We start from the raw sequence: 20,389 nt of genomic DNA, 5'->3' as shown, positions 1-20,389 counted from the left end.
CACGCGCCACTCAGTGTGCGCGCGTGCGCGGCGCGGTCACGGGGGGTATCGTGGGTTTGGCCAACTGCTCGATCAGAAATTCGACGAACGCCCGCACGCGCGAAGTCAGATAGCGAGCGTGCGGATACAGCAGGATGAATGGCCGCGTGCGCCCGCCAACTTCGCGCAACACTTCCACCAGCCGACCTTCGCGCAGGTCGTCCGCCACGACGAAGCGATACGTCTGAAAGAGACCCGCGCCGGCACGCGCGAGCGTCACGCCGGCGAGCGCATCGCCCGAGGTTCCATAGCTTCCCCTCGTCAGCACGTCGCCATTTTCAGCGGAGCCCTCGAAGGTCCACGCGAGATGACGCCCGCTGCTCGGCATTTCGAACTGGATACACTCGTGGGTCTGCAGGTCCTCGACGGTTTTCGGCACCCCCGCGCGCTTCAGATAGGCCGGCGTCGCCACCACGACCATCTCCGCATCTTCGAGCTTGCGCGCGACCAGGTTCGAATCGGCCGGTGCGCGTCCGCGTATCGCGAGATCGAAACCTTCGTCCGCGAAGTCGATGTTGCGGTTGCTCAGGTGCGTCTCCACCTGAACTTGCGGATAGCGCTCGCGAAACGCCGGCAGCAACGGCAACACGCGATAGTGCCCATACGGCGTCGGCATGCTGATGCGCAGCACGCCGGCCGGCGTGGTCTGTTCGCCCGTCACTTCGCGCTCGGCGTCCGTCAGTTGCGACAACGCCTGACGGCACTGCTCGAAGTAGCGCCGCCCCGCGTCGGTCAGACGGATCTGGCGCGTCGTGCGCACGAACAGGCGCACACCGAGCCGTTCCTCGAGCCGCGCCACCGAGCGGCTCACGGCCGCCGGCGTCACACTCGCGGCGTTGGCCGCGAGCGTAAAGCTTCCGAGCTCCGCCGCGAGGCAGAAAAGCTCGATGCTGCCCAGCAGCAGATCGTCGAATTTGCGTTGCATGCCTGTCTCCGTTGGTATTTTTGTTTCGAGGGATGCGTGCCGATGTCTTCGATCGATGCGAGGCATGAAAACCAGACTGCTCAGCTCCACACCGATTGCAGCCGCTCGATACTTTCACGCGTTTCACGTTCGAGTTGCGCGATCAGTTCGCCGGCGGGCATCGAACGCGCAAGCGGCGCGGCCTGGCCCGCCCATTGCGCGCCGTAGCCGGACTCACCCTTGGCCTTGGCGGCTGCATTGAGCGCTTTGCCCGCGTCGTAGGTGATCGGATAGGAAGGCGTTTGCGGAGCTTTCGGGTCCTCGCCGAGCGCCGTGAAGCGATTGACGATGCTGCGCGCGAGGCGCCCCGAAATGGCAGACGTCAATGTAGTCGAGCGCGCCGCATCGCTGAGCAACGCGCTGCGATAAGCGTCGTCGATCGAGGTTTCCGGGCACGCGACGAAGGCCGTGCCCATTTGCGCCGCCTGCGCGCCCAGCGCGAGCGCGGCCGCGATGCCGGCGCCGTCCATGATGCCGCCCGCCGCGATCACGGGCAGGTCGAACTCGCTCGCCAGCAGACGCGTCAATGCGAACGTGCCGAGGCGCTCGTCACGCGAGGTCGTGTCGAATATGCCGCGATGACCGCCCGCCTCGATGCCCTGCGCGACGATCGCATCGACGCCTGCTTCGACGGCCGCCGCCGCTTCGTCGAGATTGGTCGCGCTCGCGAGCAAACGGATGCCCGCGTGCTTCAGTTGCGCGATCACCGCATCGGGCGGCAAGCCGAAATGGAAGCTGACGACGGCCGGCTTCTCCGCGAGCAGCATCGCCTGCATCGCGGTGTCGACGACGAAGCTCGTGTAGATCTCGGAGAGCGCTTGCGGCGGCGTCGCGCCGTATTGCCGGAACACCGGTTCGAGCCAGGCGAGCCATGCACGCTCGACGGCCGCATCGGGGGTGGCCGGGCGATGGCAGAACACGTTGATGTTGAACGGTTTCGTCGTTAGCTCGCGGGTCTGGTGGATCGCCCGGCGCGCGTTCTCGACGTTCATCGCGGCAACGCCGAGCGAGCCCAGACCGCCCGCGTTCGACACCGCGGCGGCGAGCGCCGGCGTGGTGACGCCGGCCATCGGCGCCTGAATGATCGGCTTGTGGATGCCAAGCGTGCGCAATAACGCGCGATTGTCCGTTTGAGTGCTCATGTTCCCTTTCCCACCGGATGCGTTAAAAGGTTCAATGTACCTGCCGGCTTGCCAGTCTGCCAGGTCCCAGCGTGGCCGTGCGCCGGCGCGCGAGGCCACCGCGGGCGATCGGACGCAGCGCGACCCGCTCGTCAACATTGTGCGCCACGCCGATCGACGGCATCGCCAGGACCATACCGATCGCCGGTGCAGACGACACCGTCGCGTTCATTTGGCGCTGCGCGCGGCGAACAGATCGACGGCGAGTGCGAACAGAAGCGCCACCGCGCCAATCGCGTAGAGCACCGGATAATTGCCGCCGCTCGAAGAGAACACGAACGAAAGACCGTAGGCCGCCAGCGCCTGCATCACCGCGAAGCTCGTCGTCGCGCGGCTCCAGGCGTCCTTGACGGCGGACGGATGGTGCACGAGCAACTCGTTCACGCGACCGAGCGCCAGCGGCACGATGCCCGGCGTGAACGCACCCACGATAAAGGCGGACACCATCAGCCCCGCCGGCCCGAATAAGCCCGCGGCCGGAATCGCGACCGCAACGGCCTGCACCAGAAACGCGACACGCAACGCGCGGCCGAACCCCGCGCGATCGGCGAGATGCCCCGCCGCGAGCGGCCCGACGATCGCGCCCAGGCCGTACAGCACCCAGAACTCGGCGCCCGCATCGACGCCCCGGCCGAGCCCGCGCGCGACGAAATCGACGAGGAACAGCATGTGCGGCACGAGTCCCACGGCGTTCAGGCCATATTCGGCATACAGCGCACGCAGGCCGGCACGAGGATACGCAGGCGCTTTTTCGAAGCGCGAATGCGCGGCGGCGTGCGCTGGCGCCGCCTGCTCGGGCCAGCCGTTCCACGCCACGGCGGTCAGCACGAGCGAAACGGCCGCGAGCCCGAGCCACGTCCACGTGAGCCCCTGGTGCAACAGAATCGGCACGATCGTGCCCGAAGCCGCGATGCCGAGTCCGATGCCCGTGAAGATGCCGCCGCTCGCGAAGCCCCGGCGCGCCGCCGGCACGTGCGCAAGGATCGTCGGCGCGGCGAGCACCATCAATGCGCCGCCCGCGACCCCCGAGGCCAGACGCCAGACGAAAAACCACAGGAACGACACGGGCGCCGCGCAGGCGACGAAGGCGATGGTCACGAGCAACATCATCGCGCGCAATACGGTGGCGGGTTTCGCCACTCGCACCATCGAGCCCGCCAGCAGCGCCCCGGCCAGGTAGCCGCCGAGGTTCGCCGCGCCGAGATAAGCGGCGCTCGAGGCGGGAAACCAGTGCGCGCCGATGATGGCCGGCAAAAGCGGCGTGTAGGCAAAACGCGCGAGACCAATGCCGATCAGGCTCGCGCTGGCTCCGGCGAGGGTGCCTCGCCAGACGTTGTAGCCGGCCGAAGCGGCCGGATTCGAGACGGCTTGCTGCATGACGACTCCCATGGATCGGTGTTGTTAAGCACCTGATGAATATGGAAGGCAGTCTAGATCGAGTCGCGTCCCGAGAGAATCACCGCGCTGCGGAAGTCATTCTTCCGCGTAGCGATCGAATCAGCGTCGATCGGCGTCGATGATTTGCTGGGCCCGCTCGAAATACTCGCGCAGCAGTGGCGCGGCGAAATCGACGAAACTGCGCACCTTCGGCACCGCAAGGCGCCCCTGCGGCGTCACCAGATTGACGGGCAGCGGACCATGCTCGTTGTCGCGCAGCACGATTTTCAGCGCACCTGCCTTGACCTGTTCGGCCACGTGATACGAGAAAAGCCGCGTGACGCCGTGCCCGTCCACGGCCGAAGCCCGCGCCGCGCGGATCGTGTTGACGATGAAGCGCGGCGTGAAGCGCACGACCTGCGGCAGCGCCGTTTGACGGGCGGCCGGAAAGCTCCACGAGTCGAGCCCGAAATGCGTCATCGAGATGATCGGATGGCTGGCGAGATCGGCGGGCATCGCGATGGCCGGATGCGTGGCGAGATAGTCGGGCGAAGCGACCACCACCCGCCTCACTTCGCCCACCGGAATGGCGACGAGCGTCGAGTCCTGCAGATGCGCGATGCGCAGCGCGACGTCGATGCCCTCGTCGACGATGCTCACGGGCCGGTCGTGCAGGTGCAGACGGATCGACGCCTGCGGGTGGCGATCGAGAAACGCATCGACGATCGGGCGCAGCACCTCTTCGCCCACCGCCACCGCCGCCGTCACGCCAAGCAGGCCGCGCGGCGCGGAGTGCTCGTCGGCGGCGAGCAGGTCCGCCTCCTCGAGATCCGCGAGGATGCGCCGGCACGCTTGCGCATAGCGCTCGCCCGCTTCGCTGAGCCGGATCGTGCGCGTGGTGCGATGTAGCAGCGGCGTGCCCGTGTGCGCTTCCAGAAACGCGATGGCCCGGCTCACCGCCGCGGGCGAGCGGCCCAGCCGGCGGCCTGCGCCCGCCAGACTTCCCTCGTCGAGCGTGGCGACGAATACCTTCATGGCGTCGATACGGTCCATTGCGTGTTGGTTTTGAGATTGGGCTTTGGGAGCGCCGCGGTCTTTTGGGTCGATGAATTCCGGCACGATCTTAGCGGAATACGGGAAGCGTCAGAGCGGCAGTTTGTTTCGCCACTTCGTCCTCGACCGTTTTCGGGCGAGCGCTGCGCAACCGATGATCCAGATCAAGAGTACGGCGCCCACATCCGTTGAAATGGTCCCATCCATCCGCGAGCAACGGAGGAATCATGAAGCTGACTTTTCTCGGTGCAAGCGAGACCGTCACCGGTTCGAAGTATCTGCTCGAAGAACCCGGCTTGCGCATCCTCGTCGATTGCGGGCTGTTTCAAGGCCTCAAGAACCTGCGGCTGCGCAACTGGGCCGCACTGCCGGTGCCCGCCGACTCGATCGACGCGGTGCTCCTGACTCACGCGCATCTCGACCACAGCGGCTATCTGCCATTGCTCGTGCGAAACGGCTTTCGCGGTCCCGTGTATTGCACGCCCGGCACCGCCGCGCTGTGCGAGATCATGCTGCGCGACAGCGCGAAGCTACAGGAAGAGGAAGCGGAATTCGCGAACCGCCACGGCTTCTCGAAGCATCGGCCGGCGCTGCCGCTCTACACGCAGGACGACGCGCAGCGCGCGCTGCATCTGCTTGCGCCCCACCGCTTCGATACGCCGGTCGACCTGCCGCATGGGCTGTGCTTCCGCTTTCTGCCGTCGGGGCACATCCTCGGGGCGGCGAGCGTCGTCATGTGCCGCAATCACAAGGTGCTGGCGTTTTCCGGCGACGTGGGCCGCCCCGACGACCCGATCATGCGTGCGCCCGCGCCGCTCGCGCATGCCGATTACCTCGTCGTCGAGTCGACCTACGGCGATCGCCTGCATCCGGACTCGAACCCGCGCGACGACCTCGAACGGATCTTCAGCCGGACCTTCGCCAAAGGCGGCGTGGTGGTGATGCCGTGCTTCGCGGTCGGCCGCGCGCAGGAAGTCCTTTACTACATCGCGAAGCTGAAAGAGACGGGGCGCATGGCGCACGTGCCCGTCTATCTGGACAGTCCGATGGCGACCAGCGTCACCGACGTGTATCGCAGGCATCTCGCCGAACATCGTTTGACGATCTCCGACGCGAATGCGATCGACAAGGCCGCGATCATGGTCCGAAGCGTCGAGCAATCGAAGGCCATCGCGTCGCATAACGGACCCATGGTGATCATCGCGGGCAGCGGCATGGCGACCGGCGGGCGCGTGCTGCATCACCTGCGTTTGTACGCGTCCGATCCGCGCAATACGATCGCGCTGGTCGGCTTCCAGGCGGCCGGCACGCGCGGCGCGGCGCTGGCGGCCCACGAACCGTCGATCAAACTGTTCGGTGAATACGTGCGGGTGGGCGCGAGCGTCGAATCGATCCCGTCGCTATCCGCGCATGCCGATTACCGCGAGTTGCTGAACTGGCTGTCGAGTCTGACCGACGCGCCCGCTCGCACCTTCGTCACGCATGGCGAGCCCGCCGCGGCCGATGCGATGCGGCGGCATATCGTCGAGACGCTCGGCTGGTCATGCGAGGTGCCGGTGTATGGGCAAAGCGTCGAGCTCGGGCAGTTTTAGGCCCGTGCAACGGTCGAACGGAATCGTCGGTCGCGAGTGGGAACGTGGCTGTTATCGTTCGGCTGCATCACCGATGGGTTCGCGTGGCGGGCTCGCATCGACGACGAGATCGTCGACCACCGCGCAGACGCCGGGCGCGCTCCACGCGACGCCGCGCACGACCTTGCGTTCCGCGTATGAGCCCACCTTGCCCGTCAGCGTGACCGTGCCGTCGTTCACGTCGACGCCGATGTGCCTGACTTCGCGCTCGGCGTGCCGCCGCATCGCTTCTTCGATCTTCTTGCTGATCTCGTCGGTCGCCACCTTGCGGCGCACCTCGATCGCGTTCGTCAGGCCGCGAATGCCGCGCATCTGGCCGACCGCGCGCGCGACGATGTGGCGCTGGTAGGCCCAGTCGACCATACCCGTCAGCGTGACCCAGCCTTTTTCCACCTGGATCTTGATCGCATCGTGGGGTACGGCGACGCTCCAGTACAGAATCGCGTGGACCGCGCCCGCCACGTCCTCGTCGCTGTGTTGGTCCGGCTTCGGCAGCCGGACCTGCATGTCCACCGCAACCGCCTTCACACCCGCCACGCGCTGCGCGGCTTTTTCGGCGGCCAGTTTTTCGGCGAAGCTCGGCGGATGGCCCGACAGCGTGACGACGCCGTTCGTCACCTCCACGCCGATATCCGTCGCGGTGACCGCGGGGTCCCATTCGAGTTCTTCCTCGACTTCCCGCTGCAGTTGTCTGTCGGTTTTCACCAGGTGTCTCCTCGCGACTAGCCCGTGCGACGGCGCGCCAGCCTGCCGTGTCAGTCGATGGTCAGCCGCTTGCGATCACCGGACGTCTTTTTCGGCAAGCTGAGCGACAGCACACCGTCCTTATACTCGGCTTTCGCGTTCGCCTCGTCGACCTCGCCGCCGAGCGAGAACGAGCGGCTGAAGGTCCCGGCGTAGCGCTCGCGGCGGATCACGCGCTCTCCTTCCTTTTCCTCCGTGTTGCGCTCGACCTTCGCGTTGATCGACACGACGCTCCCGTCGATCTGCACGTCAATGTCTTTCTTGTCCACGCCGGGCAGTTCAGCTTTCACCGAGTAAGCCGCGTCGCTTTCCGTCACGTCGATCTTCATCGACGCGAGTTCGGTCTCCTGGGTCGACAGCATCGACCGCATCGGCCGGAAGAAACCCTGGAACAGTTCCGACACAGGGTCCAGCGAAAGCGGATCAAAACGCGTCAGATTGCTCATTGCACTCTCCTTGGGATAAGCAGGCCACGACCGGGCCCAGTCGACCGAGCCGAGCTGGGCTCACCATGCCTTCAGCGTAGCGGGGCGCGCGGGCGCGTCGTTGATCCACGTCAAGCGCGTCCGCTCGACGGGTCACGCGGAGAACCTGAAGAACCCGCTATGCAGCAGCACGGGCTTGGCGCCAACCTCCTCGAGCAGTTGTCTGGCGGACTGTTCGATCTGATAGCGGTGCGCGAGGAACGCCTGGACCAGATCGTCTTCCCGCAGCGAGCGTGCGCCGAAATGATCTTCGAGCGCCTCGGCCGTGATCGCGCATTGCACGGGCCGATCGTCGACGAGCGCCGGAAACGCCAGCACCAGATCCCGGGCGCAGTATTCGGGCATGCAGGATGGAAAGGAAATGTGCATGGTGGGGCCCCCACGGGCATGAAGTGCCGCGACGTCTCCAGCTTAAACACGCAATCCACGGCGGATTTGACGTACGTCAAGGCGGCGTCCCGCTTGGTCAGCGGCGCCGTTGTTTGCCGCGGCCGGGTCGGCACGAGGAGTCATTCACCCGTGCGCGTCACGGAGTCCGCATCGGTGTCGCTGCGTCGCGCGGCGGCGTCGAGCGTCTGCCGCAACGCCTTCAGTTCGGCGTGCAGGCGTACGATTTCATCGTTCAGATGCTTGATATCCCGATGCATCTCACGCCGCAACGCCCTCTCTTCCTTGCCGATGAATGCGGCGGCGATGCTCGCGAAGACCAGAGACAACATGCCGTAGCCAAGCAGCACGACAAATGCAGCGAACACACGCGATGCGGGCGTCGTCGGCGCGATGTCGCCATAGCCGACCGTCGCGCTGCTTTCGAACGCAAGCCACAGCCCTTCGGAGTAGGAATGCACGTGCGGTTCGAGCCAGTAAAAGCCGGCACCGGCCATCGCGAGCACGAGCGCGCCGGCGAGTAGCAGCCACATCAGACGGTTCGGCGTGACGAACTCGCGCAATGACAGCACGATACGCAACGCGACGACGCCCATGAACGACAGCCGCAGCAGCCATTCGACCGGCTGCCACGGCGGCGTGCCGAAACCGGTGCTGAGCGCCGCGCCCAACGCGATGAGCAGGTCGAGCCAGTTGTTCGCGAGCAGCGTCTTTGGCCGTCTGCTCAGATGGGCCAGCCAGGCGAACGACAACGCAAAGCCAGCGAACATGCCCAGGTACAGGGTACGCGACAGGATCAGTGCAAACGGAGTGGGCACCGTCAGTTCGATGTAGAACGCGGGGATCGCGCAGAAGCTCAGCGCGCACAGCCCCCAGCGCAGGCGGCGCCATGCCCGCACGGCGCGCGGGCCGTCGTGCGCGCTTGCACCGCCCAATCCGTAGCCGCCGGGGCCGTGGTCGATCATGTGGTCCGTCATCGCGCGAATGGCTTGCGGCCTGTCGGGTTTCGCGCGATACCGTCCTAGTGCGGCAAACGCACAGAGGCCGCGCGATCATCGTTGCAGGCTAACCGACGCGTGGCTGTCAGCCTTGATGCAGATCAGTGCTTGTGAAAGCCGTGCGCGTTTAGCGCTGTCAAAGCGGGTGCCACACGGTTTGAGCAACGCCGGCCGCGACACACAGCACGACGACCGCAAGCGGCGGCACCTTCCAGCGCAGCAACAGCAAAAAGCCGATGCACGCGACGGCGAAATCCGTCGCCGACAACACCGCGCTAGTCCATACCGGCGAATAGAGCGCGGCGGCCAGCAGGCCGACCACCGCGGCATTGACGCCGGCAAGCGCCGCCGCCATCGCCGCACGCGCGCGCAGCGCCTGCCACCACGGCAATGCGGCGAGCACGAGCAGCAGACCCGGCAGAAAGATGCCCACTGTCGCGAGCAGTGCGCCGCTCCAGTGTCTGGGTGGCAGCGCCATCATCCAGCCGAGAAACGCCGCGAACGTGAACAGCGGTCCGGGTACCGCCTGGGCCGCGCCATAGCCAGCCAGGAAGTCGTTGGGCGCGACCCATCCGGTCGCGACGGTTTCGCGCTGCAACAGCGGCAGCACCACGTGCCCGCCGCCGAACACGAGCGCGCCCGAGCGATAGAACGCGTCAAATACGCGCAAGCCTTGCGAGGTTCCGCTTGCCGCCCACAGCGGCAACGCGAACAGCAATGCGAAAAACACCACCAGCGCGGCGATGCCTGCCGTGCGCGACACCTGGAAATCGCCGGTCCGCAGCGCAATGGCGTGCGGCGCTTGCGTCCCGGTGGTCCGGCACAGCGCGACACCGAGCACGGCTCCGGCGCCGATCACGATCAGTTGGGCGTAGACGGTGCCAAGCACACTCAGCAATGCGAGCGATGCGAGCGCGATCGCCGCGCGGCGGCGGTCGGGACACAGACGCCGCGCCATGTCCCAAACGGCCTGCGCGACGACGGCCACCGCGACGAGTTTCAGCCCGTGGATCACACCCGTGCCGAACGCGCCGCCGAGGTCCGGCGCGATCGCGGCAAAGGCCAGCATCACGAGCACCGACGGCAGCGTGAAGCCGCACCAGGCGGCTAGGCCCCCGGCCCACCCGACGCGCAGCAACCCGATCGAAAATCCCGCCTGGCTGCTCGCGGGGCCCGGCAGAAACTGGCACAGGCCGATCAGGTCGGTGAAGGCTTCGTCGTCGAGCCAGCGGCGCCGCTCGACGAACTCGCGCCGGAAGTAGCCGATATGAGCGATCGGGCCGCCGAAACTGGTCAGCCCGAGCTTCAGAAATGCGCTGAAAACCTCGATAACGCGGGTGAGCCGCGAGCGGCGCGGCGACGACAAATCAGTATCCATGGATGGGCGGGTCGAGCGATGCCGATTTAGCGAGGTGACGGAACCTCGGGTCGGCGACAGGGCCTCGTGTTTTGACGACGCACAGTATAGAGGTCTGCGGCGCGGCGCACGCGTGCCACGCACCATCGCCCCGGCTCGCCGCGCCCCGCCTACGACGCTTCGATCAACACCTTCAGCGCGCGCGTGCTCGACGCGCTGGAGAACGTGTCGTAAGCCGCAAGAATATCGTCGAGCCTGAACCGATGCGTGATCAGACGCGTCGGATCGATCCGCCCCGCCTTGACCGTCTTCATCAGCATCGGGGTACTGACGGTATCGACGAGACGCGTCGTGATCGCGATGTTGCGATCCCACAGCTGTTCCAGATGCAGATCGCACTTCACGCCGTGCACGCCGACGTTCGCGATCGTTCCGCCCGGCGCGACCAGTTGCTGGCAAAGCTCGAACGTCGGCGGAATGCCGACCGCTTCGATCACGCAGTCGGCGCCGACCGATTCGGTCAGCTTCAGCACTTGCGCGACCGCATCGGTATGCGCGTTGTCGACGCAAGCGGTCGCGCCGAAGCGGTGCGCGACCTCGAGCCGGTTGACATCGGGATCGATCATGATGATCTGCGCCGGCGAGTAGAACTGCGCGGTCAACAACGCCGCGAGCCCGATCGGCCCGGCGCCGACGATCGCCACCGTGCAGCCCGGCTGAACCTTGCCGTTGAGCACGCCGCATTCGAAGCCGGTCGGCAGAATGTCGGACAGCATCACGAGCGCCTCTTCGTCGAGGCCGGCCGGAATGCGGTACAAACTGCTTTGCGCATGCGGAATGCGCACGTATTCGGCCTGCGTGCCGTCGATCCGGTTACCGAGAACCCAGCCGCCCGTCGTGCAATGCGAATACATGCCGCGCCGGCAGTAGTCGCAACGGCCGCATGAGGTGATGCACGAGATAAGCACGTGATCGCCGGCCGCGAGCCCGCTCACCGCGTCGCCGACCTGATGCACGACACCGACGCCTTCGTGGCCGAGAATGCGGCCCGGCTCGCAGGTCGGCACGTCGCCTTTGAGAATGTGCAGATCGGTGCCGCAGATCGTCGTGCGGGTGACTTTGACGATTGCATCGGTGGGCGCCGCGAGTTCGGGGATCGGCCGTTCGTCGAGCGACTTTTTGCCCGGACCGTGATAGACGAGTGCTTTCATGACGGACTTCTCCTGTGGCCGGAATGAAACACGATGCGTGGCGGCGAAGGTGTTCGCCCGTCTGCCAGGTTCGTGTCATGCGTCGGCTAGCGGCGGCGGGTACGCCATGCGTCACGCGCTTACATCATGCGCCCCGGCGTCGCGGGCGGCTTGATCTGCGTCAAGCACCCGGGGTTCGACTGATTGCGGGCTGCTGCGTCCGAGCTACGAAAACAACGCCGACACGTCGATGTCGGCCATTTTTTCGAGTTCGTCGCGGCGCGTATCGCACGCTCGCCTGATCGTCGCGCCTGGGATGATCCACACGGCCAGCGAGATGAACGCGAGACTACCGAGCGCAATGAAGGCCGTCGGGTAACCGAAGCGGCTGGCGAGCCATCCGCCGAGCAATGGACTCAGGCAGCCGCCCGCCGCTTCCACGCTTTTCACCGCGCCCTGACCGAGGTTCACCCGCCCGCTGCCATGCAACAGGTGCACGACGAGAGCCGGTATCGCGACGCTTTGCAGCCCGGAGCCCAGACCGTCGAAGATCTGCACCGGCACGATCCCCCACTCGGCCGTGATCCACGCCGCGGTCAAGCCACGCAGCGGCAGCGTGACCAGCGTCGCGAGGATGACCCACCAGAAACCCCAGCGACGGATCGCGCGGCTCGCGTAGACAGCGGCGCACAGCATCACGAGCTGGGAAATGATGATATTGGCCGCCGTGATCGCGCTGGCGTCGCTGTGGTGGGCCGCCGCCTGCGCAAGGCTGTAAAGCGGCAGCAGCGTGGAATTGCCGAGGCTGAAGGCGGCCAGCGCGAGCGCGAGCAACAGCAACGGGCGGCAGCGGATCAGCGCGCGTACGCTGTCCGCGCGCACCTCCGAGCGATCCTTGTCGTCCTCGTGCGCGAGGCCGCGCGCATAGTGCCGATGCACCGCGCGCGCGGGAATCAGCAACACGGAGACAATGCACGCGATGCCGAACGCCGCCCCGAGCGCGAACACCCAGACGATGCCGAGCCACCAGCCGATCGCGCCGGATAAAGCCGCCGCCACGATGTTGCCGGCGTGGTTCGCCACCTGGTTGCGGCCGTACTGCCGGTCGAAGTTTCTGCGGCCGCTCATGCCGAGCGTCAGTCCCATCAGCGCGGTGCCCATGACCGAGCCCGCTACTGCCGTTGCGATCTGCGAGAGCGCGATCGGCCAGTAGCCGCGCGAGAGCCAGATCACGCACGCGGCGGCGACCGTCAGCGCGCTTGCGGCAACCACCACCGCGCGCCGATGGTAAATGGCATCGACCAGCGCGCCAGCCGGAGCCGTCACGAGCACGCTGACGATGGCCCCCAACGTCAGCACGGTGCCGATCATGTCGGGGCTCCATCCATGCGCTTGCAGATAGATGCCGAGAAAGGGTCCCGCGCCTGCCTGCACATCGGCCGCGAAGAAGCTGACTGCCAGTAAGGGGGTGGTCGGTTTCGTGTTGTGTTCTTCCAGTTTTTGGCGGGCGCGAACGATGGACTTCCATCGATCAGTCGTCCGTCCGGACATTGCGCAAGGCGATCAGCGCATATCTCGCCGGAGCATCGAGCGTGCCTGGGACTCAGTAGAAGCCCGTTGTCCATGGAGAGTGAGTGGCGTCGGATTGCTCAAGCTGACCGGCTCGGATGATCGCGCAAAAACCGAAGGCACTGCTATATCACGGCGCACGGTTTGCCGATATTGGAGGTTGCGGCAACGCATGCTTCGCAAGCAACTGCTGATGGCGCGCTTCGGTGGCCTCGTCGGCGGGGAACATGCATTCGATGCGAAGCTCCTGCGCGGCCACGTTTTGCGGTGTGCCCACGGTCGTGACCATCGAGAAGTAGCGCAGCACCTCGCCGTCGCTGATGAAGCCGAGTGGAATCATCGGCAGCGTAGCGGGCGTCGTGGAAGAGCCATGATGCGTCTTCCAGTCGCGCGGCACATCGGGATACGCAAGCAGTTTATCGAGTAGACGTTTCGTGTGGGTACCGACGACATGACCCACCGATTCACGATACACGCGTTGCAGCAGGCTTCGCGCGACCTGCTCCCAATCGGCCACGAACGGACGCATGCCGAGCGGATCGAAGATCAGATGCAGCATGTTGCGCGGGCCTTCGCGAGCGGCCATGTCGATGAAGCAGTCGAAAAAGCGCGGCGCCGCGTCGTTGCTCATCAGCACGTTCCAGTCGCGGTCCATCACGAGCGCCGGAAACGGTTCATGCTGACGCACGACCCGTTCTAGCGCGCGAACCACGCCGTTCATCTCCTGCGCATTCCACGGTGCTTCCGAATAGACCGGTGCGTAACCGGCGGCAAGCAGCAGCGCATTGCGTTCGCGCAGTGGCACGTCGAGAGTTTGCGCAAGGGTCAACAGCGTGTCGCGGCCCGGCACGCTGCGCCCGCTTTCGATGAAGCTGATCTGCCGCTGCGAGAAGCCGGCTTCGAGCGACAGATCGAGCTGACTCACGCCGCGCACGTCACGCCAATAGCGCAACAGGCTACCGAGATCGCCCGGCTGCACTTTCGGATCGTGACTCGTGACGTTCATCGTATTGCCCTCCTGTTAATGGGGTGAAAAGAACTGCTTCAGCGCGTGGACGCGTGCCACGCGAATCCCGCCAACTGCGGTTCGAGCGGCGCGCCGTAGTGAAAGACTAGTGACGGCCGCGCGGCGCGCCAATTACATCGGATGTCATCGTCATCGGCCAATTGACGGCGGCTTCTTTCTGGCGACCCGCCTGGGCGCGGACTATGATGTTTGAGTTTGTTCCCCTCTTGTCCCGTTCACCACTGGAAAGGAAGAACATCATGCCCACGATGAAAGCAGTCGAAGTAAAGCAGGCCGGCGGCCCGCTCGAACTGGTCGAACGTGAAGTGCCCGAGGCGGGCGCCGGTCATGTGCGTATCAGGATTCAGGCTTGCGGCATCTGTCATAGCGATGTGATGACCAAGGACGGGCTGTGGCCGGGCCTCAATTATCCGCGCGTGCCCGGTCACGAGATCGCGGGCGTGATCGATTCGCTCGGTGCGGGTGTCGAGGGCTGGCAGCTCGGGCAGCGTGTCGGGGTCGGCTGGCACGGCGGCCATTGCGGCAAATGCGAACACTGCCGCCGGGGCGACTTCGTGCTGTGCAAGTTCGCGCTGATCCCCGGCATCAGCTACGACGGCGGCTACGCCGAATACATGGTAGCCCCGGTCGAAGCGCTCGCGCGCATTCCCGACGATCTGTCCGATGTCGATGCCGCGCCGCTGCTGTGCGCGGGCATCACGACCTTCAACGCGATACGCAATAGCGGCGCGCGCGCCGGCGACGTGGTAGCGATTCTCGGTATCGGCGGTCTCGGTCATCTCGGCGTGCAGTTCGCGCGCAAGATGGGCTTTCGCACGGTGGCGATCGCGCGCGGTCAGGACAAGGCCCCGCTCGCGCAGCAACTGGGCGCGCATCACTACATCGACAGCAAAACGGAAAACGTCGCCGAGAAGCTGCAGGCACTGGGCGGCGCGAAGCTGATCCTCGCCACGGTGACGAGCGGCAAAGCGATGACCGCCACGCTCGGCGGTCTCGGCCTGAACGGCAAGCTCGTGATGGTCGGCGTTTCCGAGGAGCCGATCGAAGTACCGATCGTGCAGTTCATCATGGGACGCAACTCGGTGCAAGGCTGGCCCTCCGGCACCTCGGCCGATTCGCAGGACACGCTCGCGTTCAGCGCGCTCACCGGCGTCAAGCCGATGATCGAGGAGTATCCGCTCGCCGAGGCGGCGCAGGCCTACGACCGGATGCTGAGCGGTCACGCGCGTTTCAGGGTGGTGTTGAAGATGGTCTGAGTGGATACCTGGGACGCAGACGAAGAAAAAACGCGATTGCCGGCATCCCGGCAATCGCGCTCGATGACTACTCAAAGCTACCTTCGAACACTGCGTCGGCGTGGCAATGAACCACGCGCCGCAATGGCTGGATCAAGCGAGATCGAAACGATCCAGATTCATCACCTTAACCCACGCGGCAATGAAGTCGCGCACGAACTTCTCCTTACCGTCCTCGCTCGCGTAGACCTCGCTCAAGGCGCGCAGCACCGAGTTCGAGCCGAACACCAGATCGACACGGGTACCCGTCCACTTGACCTCGCCGGTCTTCGCGTCGGCGCCTTCGAACGTTTCCGCGGCCTCCGACACCGGCGTCCATTCCGTACCCATATCGAGCAGGTTACGGAAGAAGTCGTTGGTCAGCGTTTCCGGTTTGTCCGTCAGCACGCCTTCCTTGCCACCGCCCACCTTCAGCACGCGCAGGCCGCCGATCAGCGCCGTCATCTCGGGCGCCGTCAACGTCAGCAGTTGCGCCTTGTCGATCAGCAGCTTCTCCGCCTCCACCGGGAATTTGCCGCCCAGATAGTTGCGGAAGCCGTCGTGGACCGGCTCGAGCGCGCCGACCGATTGGACGTCGGTCTGATCCTGCGACGCATCCATGCGACCCGGCGAGAACGGCACCGTCACCTGCTGCCCGGCGTTCTTCGCAGCCTGCTCGATGCCGGCACTCCCCGCCAGCACGATCAGGTCGGCGAGCGAAATCTTCTTGCCGCCGGACTGCGCACCGTTGAACTCGCTCTGGATGCCTTCGAGCACCTTCAGCACCTTCGCGAGCTCGGCAGGCTGGTTGACTGCCCAGTCCTTCTGCGGCGCGAGCCGGATGCGCGCGCCGTTGGCGCCGCCCCGCTTGTCCGAGCCGCGGAACGTCGAGGCCGAGGCCCACGCGGTCGTGACCAGTTGCGACACCGATAGTCCGGACGCGAGGATCTTCTGCTTCAGCGCCGCGACGTCCTTGTCATCGACGAGCGGGTGATCGACGGCCGGGATCGGGTCCTGCCACAGCAGTTCCTCGGCCGGCACTTCCGGGCCCAGATAGCGGGCGCGCGGACCCATGTCGCGGTGCGTGAGCTTGAACCATGCGCGCGCGAACGCGTCAGCGAACTCGTCCGGGTTGTCCATGAAGCGCCGCGAGATCTTTTCGTAGATCGGGTCGAGGCGGAGCGACAGGTCGGTCGTCAGCATCGTCGGCAGCAGTTTTTTCGACGGGTCGTGCGCGTGCGGGATCGTGGGCTCTGCGCCCTTCGCAACCCACTGATTCGCGCCGGCCGGGCTCTTGGTCAGCTCCCATTCGTGGCCGAACAGGTTTTGGAAATAGCCCATGCCCCACTGCGTCGGCGTCGAGGTCCACGTGACTTCGATACCGCTCGTGATCGTGTCGCCACCCTTGCCGGTGCCGAAGCTGTTGCGCCAGCCGAGCCCCATCTCTTCGAGACCGGCACCTTCCGGTTCCGGACCGACGTTCTCGGCGGGTCCCGCGCCGTGCGTCTTGCCGAATGTGTGGCCACCGGCGATCAGCGCGACCGTTTCCTCGTCGTTCATCGCCATGCGGGCGAACGTTTCGCGGATGTCGACCGCCGCCGCGAGCGGATCGGGATTGCCGTCCGGGCCTTCCGGGTTCACGTAGATCAGGCCCATCTGCACCGCGCCGAGCGGGTTTTCGAGGTTGCGTCCGGGCGGATCGGTGCGGCTCTTTTCGGTGCCGTGCAGTTCTTCGTCGGCGACCAGCACGCCTTCGTCGTCTTCCCTGCCGGCCGCGCCCTTGCCATAGCGCACATCGCCGCCGAGCCAGGTCTTTTCATTGCCCCAATAAACGTCCTGATCCGGTTCCCACGTGTCCTCGCGCCCGCCGCCGAAACCGAATGTCTTGAAACCCATCGTTTCGAGCGCGACGTTGCCGGTCAGGATCAGCAGATCGGCCCACGAAATTTTCTGGCCGTATTTCTGCTTGATCGGCCATAGCAGCCGGCGCGCCTTGTCGAGGCTCACGTTGTCCGGCCAGCTGTTGATCGGCGCGAAACGCTGCTGGCCGCGCCCTGCGCCGCCGCGGCCGTCGCCGATGCGGTAGGTGCCGGCGCTGTGCCATGCCATACGGATAAACAGCGGTCCGTAGTGGCCAAAGTCAGCGGGCCACCACGGCTGCGAATCGGTCATCAGCGCGGCGAGGTCTTTCTTGATCGCGTCGTAGTCGAGGCTCTTGAATGCCTCGGCATAGTTGAAGTCCTTGTCTAGCGGATTGGAGCGGTTCGAATGCTGGTTCAGCAGGTCGACGCGCAATTGCTTCGGCCACCAGTCTCGAATGGTTGTCCCGCCGCCGGCGGTGTGGATGAACGGGCACTTTGCTTCGTTTGACATGCGTTCTCTCCTTTGGAGGATGTCTCCGTTGTCGATCGGAGTCGGTGCAAAGCACTTTCTCCAATCCCATGCAAGGTACTTGTTATGCGTTTGTCATCCTGTCAGGCTTCCGTGGCAACTTGACGATCGAGGAACCCGACAGTCAGCCGAACGATTCGGCAGTGCACTCACGAAATCCAGGGTTGAAGGAAACGCAGCCGGAGTCCCTGACGGATAACTCCGCGGATGACTCCGGCCGACGCGCCACTCCTATTCGAATATAGGCGAGGGCAAACTTCAATAGAATTCGAATCCGGCAATGCCGGTAATAGATGACGACTATAGCGGGCAACAATCGCGCGGCGCGCTCCATTACTGTATGCCGATCGATCGTCGCTGCGTCGAAGCTTGAGCGCGCCCCGCTGTTTTGCGCCAGGCGCGGCCTACTGTGTGATAGGGTTTCGCGTTTCGTCCGCAACAAGATGGGCGCTGTTTTCTTTTCAGGCAAACGCTTCGGACAGCGCCTGAGCGGAGCAGAATGACGCCAACCGGCGTGCGCCCGAGGAGTCTCCCGAACCGTGTCCAAAGCCGTGCCGAAAGCTGCCCCGAACGCTGAGCTCGCCACCGTCCAGCCCGTCGAATCGCTCGTCGTGCCGGAACTGCTCGATGGCCGCGACGGCACCAACCGCGGCGCGGCGGAAAACTCCCAGCTATCGGCGCGCAACGACCTCGACGCCGTGCGCGCGTGGCTCTCCAATTACGCCGATACCAAGACTACCTTCGACAACTACCGCAAGGAAGCCGAGCGGCTGCTGCTATGGGCCGTCGTGCAGCTCGGCAAGCCGCTGTCGTCGCTCACGCACGAGGATCTGCTGCTGTTCAAGGCGTTCATCGCCGATCCGCAGCCGGCCGCGCGCTGGGTGTCGGCGAACGGCGGCAAGTACGCGCGCGGCGACGCGCGCTGGCGACCGTTCAATGGGCCGCTGTCGCCGGCCAGCCAGCGCCAGGCGCTGATCATCCTGAACGCGATGTTCACGTGGCTCGTCAACGCCGGCTATCTGCGCGGCAATCCGATGGCGCTGTTGCGACAGCGCGCGAAGCGCTCGGCGCCGCGCGTCACGCGCTATCTGTCGACGTCGCTGTGGGACGAAGTGAAGCTGTTCGTCGAGCAGCTGCCGCAAGATACCGATGCGCAGCGCGCGTACTACGCGCGCTGCCGCTGGCTGACCACGCTGTTCTATCTGCAAGGCATGCGCATTTCGGAGGTCGCCGGCGGGCAGATGGGCCAGTTTTTCAGAAGGCTCGGCGCCGACGGTCAGGACCAGTGGTGGCTCGAAACGCTCGGCAAGGGCGACAAGGAGCGGATCGTACCGGTGTCGGCCGAACTGGTTCAGGAACTGCGCAGCTACCGGACGCGAAATGGCCTCGCCGCGCTGCCGACCCGCGCCGAGGAAACCCCGCTCGTGCTGCCGTTCAAGGGTCGCAATCGCTGCCTGTCGCGCTCGGCGATTCACGACGCGATCAAAGGCATCTTCGCGGGCGCGGCGATGTGGTTACGCGCGCGCGGTCCCGAATTCGCCGATCGCGCCGACGAACTCGAGCGCGCGTCGGCGCACTGGCTGCGGCATACGGCGGGTTCGCATCAGGCGGACGGCGGCGTCGATCTGCGCACGATCCGCGACAATCTCGGCCACGTGTCGCTGAATACGACCAGCCTTTATCTGCACACCGAGGACGACGCGCGGCATACCGAGACCGTCAATCGGCACCGGATGAACTGGCACGACGCGAAGTCTGAAGAAGGCAATCCGGACGGCCATTAAGCGCGGATCGGGACCCCGGCTGCGCACGCGCAATGGCGCATGCGTTTTCGCCTGCGCGGTTCTCGCCTGCGCAATGACCAACGAATTTCCCCGATCGGCGATTCGCATCTCAAGATGCAAAATGCCCGGCCGTTAAAAGGGCGTCGCTCGACAATTAAACAAGACAAACCGGGGAATGAAGTTGAAAAAGATCACCAAGGCGCTGTTGGCGTCGGCTGCGTGCGCGAGCTTTCTCGCGGGCTGCGTGACCAGTGGGCAAGGCCAGCTCGTCAGCGCCCCGAACCGCCCTACCGAAGTGACCGCGACTGCGTATCAGCCGTTGCCCACCGATGTGTACGTCGCCAATGTGGTCGACCGCGACGTGGTATTTGTCGGCGGCGATACGTATATATGGGTCGCCGGACGGGACGGCGTCCGGCAGCGCCAGTTCTATGCGCATGGCGATCGTCGCGCGGAGGTTTTCCATCGCCGTGAGGAACTGCGTCGTGTGATGGCGAGCCATGACGGTCATCTGCCGGGGTATCCGGGTGACGCGCGTGCGCCGCTCGTGCGCCCAGCCGGTCCCGCGCCGGCGATGGCCGCGCACGGACAGCCGCCGCGCGCCCACAGGCACGCTCCCGGGCCGGTCAGGCCCCCGCACGTAACAGCCGCGCACCGACCGCCGCAACACGCCGACATACACACCGCCGGGCCGGTCAGGCCTGCGCGCTCGATGGCCGCGCACCAACCGCCGCGCCGAGCCGACATGAAAGTCGCTGGGCCGGTCAGGCCCGCGCCGGCACCATCGGGCAAGCGGGTGCCGAAAGAGCCGAGAAAGTCGTAACGTCGCCGCCATGCGCATGATCGCGTAAGCGGCAACACTGCGCGGGGAGAGACCGGCAGGCTGGCCTGCCTCCGCCCCGCGTCAGCGCCCGCCAAGCCAAAAGCCGCTCCCAAAG

18 protein-coding genes are annotated in these 20,389 nt (G+C 65.6%); 4 read left to right on the top strand and 14 right to left on the bottom strand.

Annotated features, from left to right (window positions below):
- Positions 1-10: 10 nt before the first annotated feature.
- From ACLFKU_RS02510 to ACLFKU_RS02490, 5 genes are all read right to left on the bottom strand, one after another.
- Complete coding sequence (locus ACLFKU_RS02510) at positions 11-964, bottom strand: LysR substrate-binding domain-containing protein (protein WP_410848051.1); 954 nt, start codon at positions 962-964, stop codon at positions 11-13.
- An 80-nt stretch (positions 965-1,044) separates the two neighbouring features.
- On the bottom strand, positions 1,045-2,145 hold the full coding sequence (locus ACLFKU_RS02505) for an NAD(P)H-dependent flavin oxidoreductase (RefSeq protein WP_410848050.1): 1,101 nt from the start codon (positions 2,143-2,145) through the stop codon (positions 1,045-1,047).
- Between the two features lie 31 nt (positions 2,146-2,176).
- A complete protein-coding gene (locus ACLFKU_RS02500) occupies positions 2,177-2,356 on the bottom strand; it encodes a hypothetical protein (protein ID WP_410848049.1) in 180 nt (59 codons plus the stop codon).
- A complete protein-coding gene (locus ACLFKU_RS02495; RefSeq protein WP_410848048.1) occupies positions 2,353-3,561 on the bottom strand; it encodes a YbfB/YjiJ family MFS transporter in 1,209 nt (402 codons plus the stop codon). Before ACLFKU_RS02495 ends, ACLFKU_RS02500 begins: the two co-directional genes overlap by 4 nt.
- A 120-nt stretch (positions 3,562-3,681) precedes the next feature.
- Positions 3,682-4,614 (bottom strand): LysR family transcriptional regulator, encoded by a 933-nt coding sequence (locus ACLFKU_RS02490; RefSeq protein ID WP_410848047.1) that lies wholly within the window; start codon positions 4,612-4,614, stop codon positions 3,682-3,684.
- 227 nt (positions 4,615-4,841) lie between these two features.
- On the opposite strand from ACLFKU_RS02490, the gene ACLFKU_RS02485 reads away from it, so the two are divergent.
- A complete protein-coding gene (locus tag ACLFKU_RS02485; protein ID WP_410848046.1) occupies positions 4,842-6,206 on the top strand; it encodes an MBL fold metallo-hydrolase RNA specificity domain-containing protein in 1,365 nt (454 codons plus the stop codon).
- A 51-nt stretch (positions 6,207-6,257) separates the two neighbouring features.
- Here the strand turns inward: ACLFKU_RS02485 and ACLFKU_RS02480 are convergent, their stop codons facing one another.
- From ACLFKU_RS02480 to ACLFKU_RS02445, 8 genes are all read right to left on the bottom strand, one after another.
- Positions 6,258-6,950 carry a BON domain-containing protein gene (locus tag ACLFKU_RS02480; RefSeq protein WP_368586939.1) on the bottom strand — a complete coding sequence of 231 codons (693 nt, stop codon included), beginning with the start codon at positions 6,948-6,950 and terminating at the stop codon, positions 6,258-6,260.
- A 50-nt stretch (positions 6,951-7,000) separates the two neighbouring features.
- Complete coding sequence (locus tag ACLFKU_RS02475; RefSeq protein ID WP_368586938.1) at positions 7,001-7,435, bottom strand: Hsp20/alpha crystallin family protein; 435 nt, start codon at positions 7,433-7,435, stop codon at positions 7,001-7,003.
- 132 nt (positions 7,436-7,567) lie between these two features.
- Entirely contained in the window at positions 7,568-7,843 is a 276-nt protein-coding gene (locus tag ACLFKU_RS02470) for a DUF1488 domain-containing protein (protein ID WP_410848045.1), read from the bottom strand.
- Positions 7,844-7,983: 140 nt separating this feature from the next.
- Complete coding sequence (locus ACLFKU_RS02465; RefSeq protein WP_410848044.1) at positions 7,984-8,838, bottom strand: potassium channel family protein; 855 nt, start codon at positions 8,836-8,838, stop codon at positions 7,984-7,986.
- A gap of 157 nt (positions 8,839-8,995) precedes the next feature.
- Positions 8,996-10,237, bottom strand: coding sequence for a chromate efflux transporter (chrA, locus tag ACLFKU_RS02460; RefSeq protein ID WP_410848043.1), 1,242 nt, complete (start codon positions 10,235-10,237; stop codon positions 8,996-8,998).
- Between the two features lie 149 nt (positions 10,238-10,386).
- Positions 10,387-11,427 (bottom strand): zinc-dependent alcohol dehydrogenase family protein, encoded by a 1,041-nt coding sequence (locus ACLFKU_RS02455; protein WP_410848042.1) that lies wholly within the window; start codon positions 11,425-11,427, stop codon positions 10,387-10,389.
- 204 nt (positions 11,428-11,631) lie between these two features.
- Positions 11,632-12,903: an MFS transporter gene (locus ACLFKU_RS02450; RefSeq protein ID WP_410848077.1), complete on the bottom strand. Its 1,272-nt coding sequence runs from the start codon at positions 12,901-12,903 to the stop codon at positions 11,632-11,634.
- Positions 12,904-13,105: 202 nt separating this feature from the next.
- Positions 13,106-13,981, bottom strand: a complete 876-nt coding sequence (locus ACLFKU_RS02445; RefSeq protein WP_410848041.1) for a helix-turn-helix domain-containing protein — start codon at positions 13,979-13,981, stop codon at positions 13,106-13,108.
- A 260-nt stretch (positions 13,982-14,241) separates the two neighbouring features.
- On the opposite strand from ACLFKU_RS02445, the gene ACLFKU_RS02440 reads away from it, so the two are divergent.
- Complete coding sequence (locus ACLFKU_RS02440; protein ID WP_368586931.1) at positions 14,242-15,258, top strand: alcohol dehydrogenase; 1,017 nt, start codon at positions 14,242-14,244, stop codon at positions 15,256-15,258.
- A 132-nt stretch (positions 15,259-15,390) separates the two neighbouring features.
- Here the strand turns inward: ACLFKU_RS02440 and katG are convergent, their stop codons facing one another.
- Entirely contained in the window at positions 15,391-17,649 is a 2,259-nt protein-coding gene (gene katG / locus ACLFKU_RS02435) for a catalase/peroxidase HPI (RefSeq protein WP_410848040.1), read from the bottom strand.
- A 557-nt stretch (positions 17,650-18,206) separates the two neighbouring features.
- Between katG and ACLFKU_RS02430 the strand changes: the two genes are divergently transcribed.
- Together ACLFKU_RS02430 and ACLFKU_RS02425 are read left to right on the top strand one after the other, a co-directional pair.
- Positions 18,207-19,451, top strand: a complete 1,245-nt coding sequence (locus tag ACLFKU_RS02430; protein ID WP_368586929.1) for a tyrosine-type recombinase/integrase — start codon at positions 18,207-18,209, stop codon at positions 19,449-19,451.
- A gap of 175 nt (positions 19,452-19,626) precedes the next feature.
- A complete protein-coding gene (locus ACLFKU_RS02425; protein WP_410848039.1) occupies positions 19,627-20,274 on the top strand; it encodes a hypothetical protein in 648 nt (215 codons plus the stop codon).
- Positions 20,275-20,389: the final 115 nt, after the last annotated feature.

It is taken from the genome of Paraburkholderia sp. EG304 (assembly GCF_046543485.1).
Lineage (GTDB): Bacteria > Pseudomonadota > Gammaproteobacteria > Burkholderiales > Burkholderiaceae > Paraburkholderia > Paraburkholderia youngii.
This window is presented reverse-complemented; position numbering and strand designations above follow the sequence as displayed.

Bases quoted from the DNA above. Each gene is read 5' to 3' on its own strand.
- ACLFKU_RS02445 (WP_410848041.1), bottom strand. From the start codon at position 13,981: ATGAACGTCACGAGTCACGATCCGAAAGTGCAGCCGGGCGATCTCGGT.
- ACLFKU_RS02490 (WP_410848047.1), bottom strand. From the start codon at position 4,614: ATGGACCGTATCGACGCCATGAAGGTATTCGTCGCCACGCTCGACGAG.
- ACLFKU_RS02505 (WP_410848050.1), bottom strand. From the start codon at position 2,145: ATGAGCACTCAAACGGACAATCGCGCGTTATTGCGCACGCTTGGCATC.
- ACLFKU_RS02500 (WP_410848049.1), bottom strand. From the start codon at position 2,356: ATGAACGCGACGGTGTCGTCTGCACCGGCGATCGGTATGGTCCTGGCG.
- chrA (WP_410848043.1), bottom strand. From the start codon at position 10,237: ATGGATACTGATTTGTCGTCGCCGCGCCGCTCGCGGCTCACCCGCGTT.
- ACLFKU_RS02475 (WP_368586938.1), bottom strand. From the start codon at position 7,435: ATGAGCAATCTGACGCGTTTTGATCCGCTTTCGCTGGACCCTGTGTCG.
- ACLFKU_RS02510 (WP_410848051.1), bottom strand. From the start codon at position 964: ATGCAACGCAAATTCGACGATCTGCTGCTGGGCAGCATCGAGCTTTTC.
- ACLFKU_RS02485 (WP_410848046.1), top strand. From the start codon at position 4,842: ATGAAGCTGACTTTTCTCGGTGCAAGCGAGACCGTCACCGGTTCGAAG.
- ACLFKU_RS02440 (WP_368586931.1), top strand. From the start codon at position 14,242: ATGCCCACGATGAAAGCAGTCGAAGTAAAGCAGGCCGGCGGCCCGCTC.
- ACLFKU_RS02465 (WP_410848044.1), bottom strand. From the start codon at position 8,838: ATGACGGACCACATGATCGACCACGGCCCCGGCGGCTACGGATTGGGC.
- ACLFKU_RS02425 (WP_410848039.1), top strand. From the start codon at position 19,627: ATGAAGTTGAAAAAGATCACCAAGGCGCTGTTGGCGTCGGCTGCGTGC.
- ACLFKU_RS02495 (WP_410848048.1), bottom strand. From the start codon at position 3,561: ATGCAGCAAGCCGTCTCGAATCCGGCCGCTTCGGCCGGCTACAACGTC.
- ACLFKU_RS02455 (WP_410848042.1), bottom strand. From the start codon at position 11,427: ATGAAAGCACTCGTCTATCACGGTCCGGGCAAAAAGTCGCTCGACGAA.
- ACLFKU_RS02470 (WP_410848045.1), bottom strand. From the start codon at position 7,843: ATGCACATTTCCTTTCCATCCTGCATGCCCGAATACTGCGCCCGGGAT.
- katG (WP_410848040.1), bottom strand. From the start codon at position 17,649: ATGTCAAACGAAGCAAAGTGCCCGTTCATCCACACCGCCGGCGGCGGG.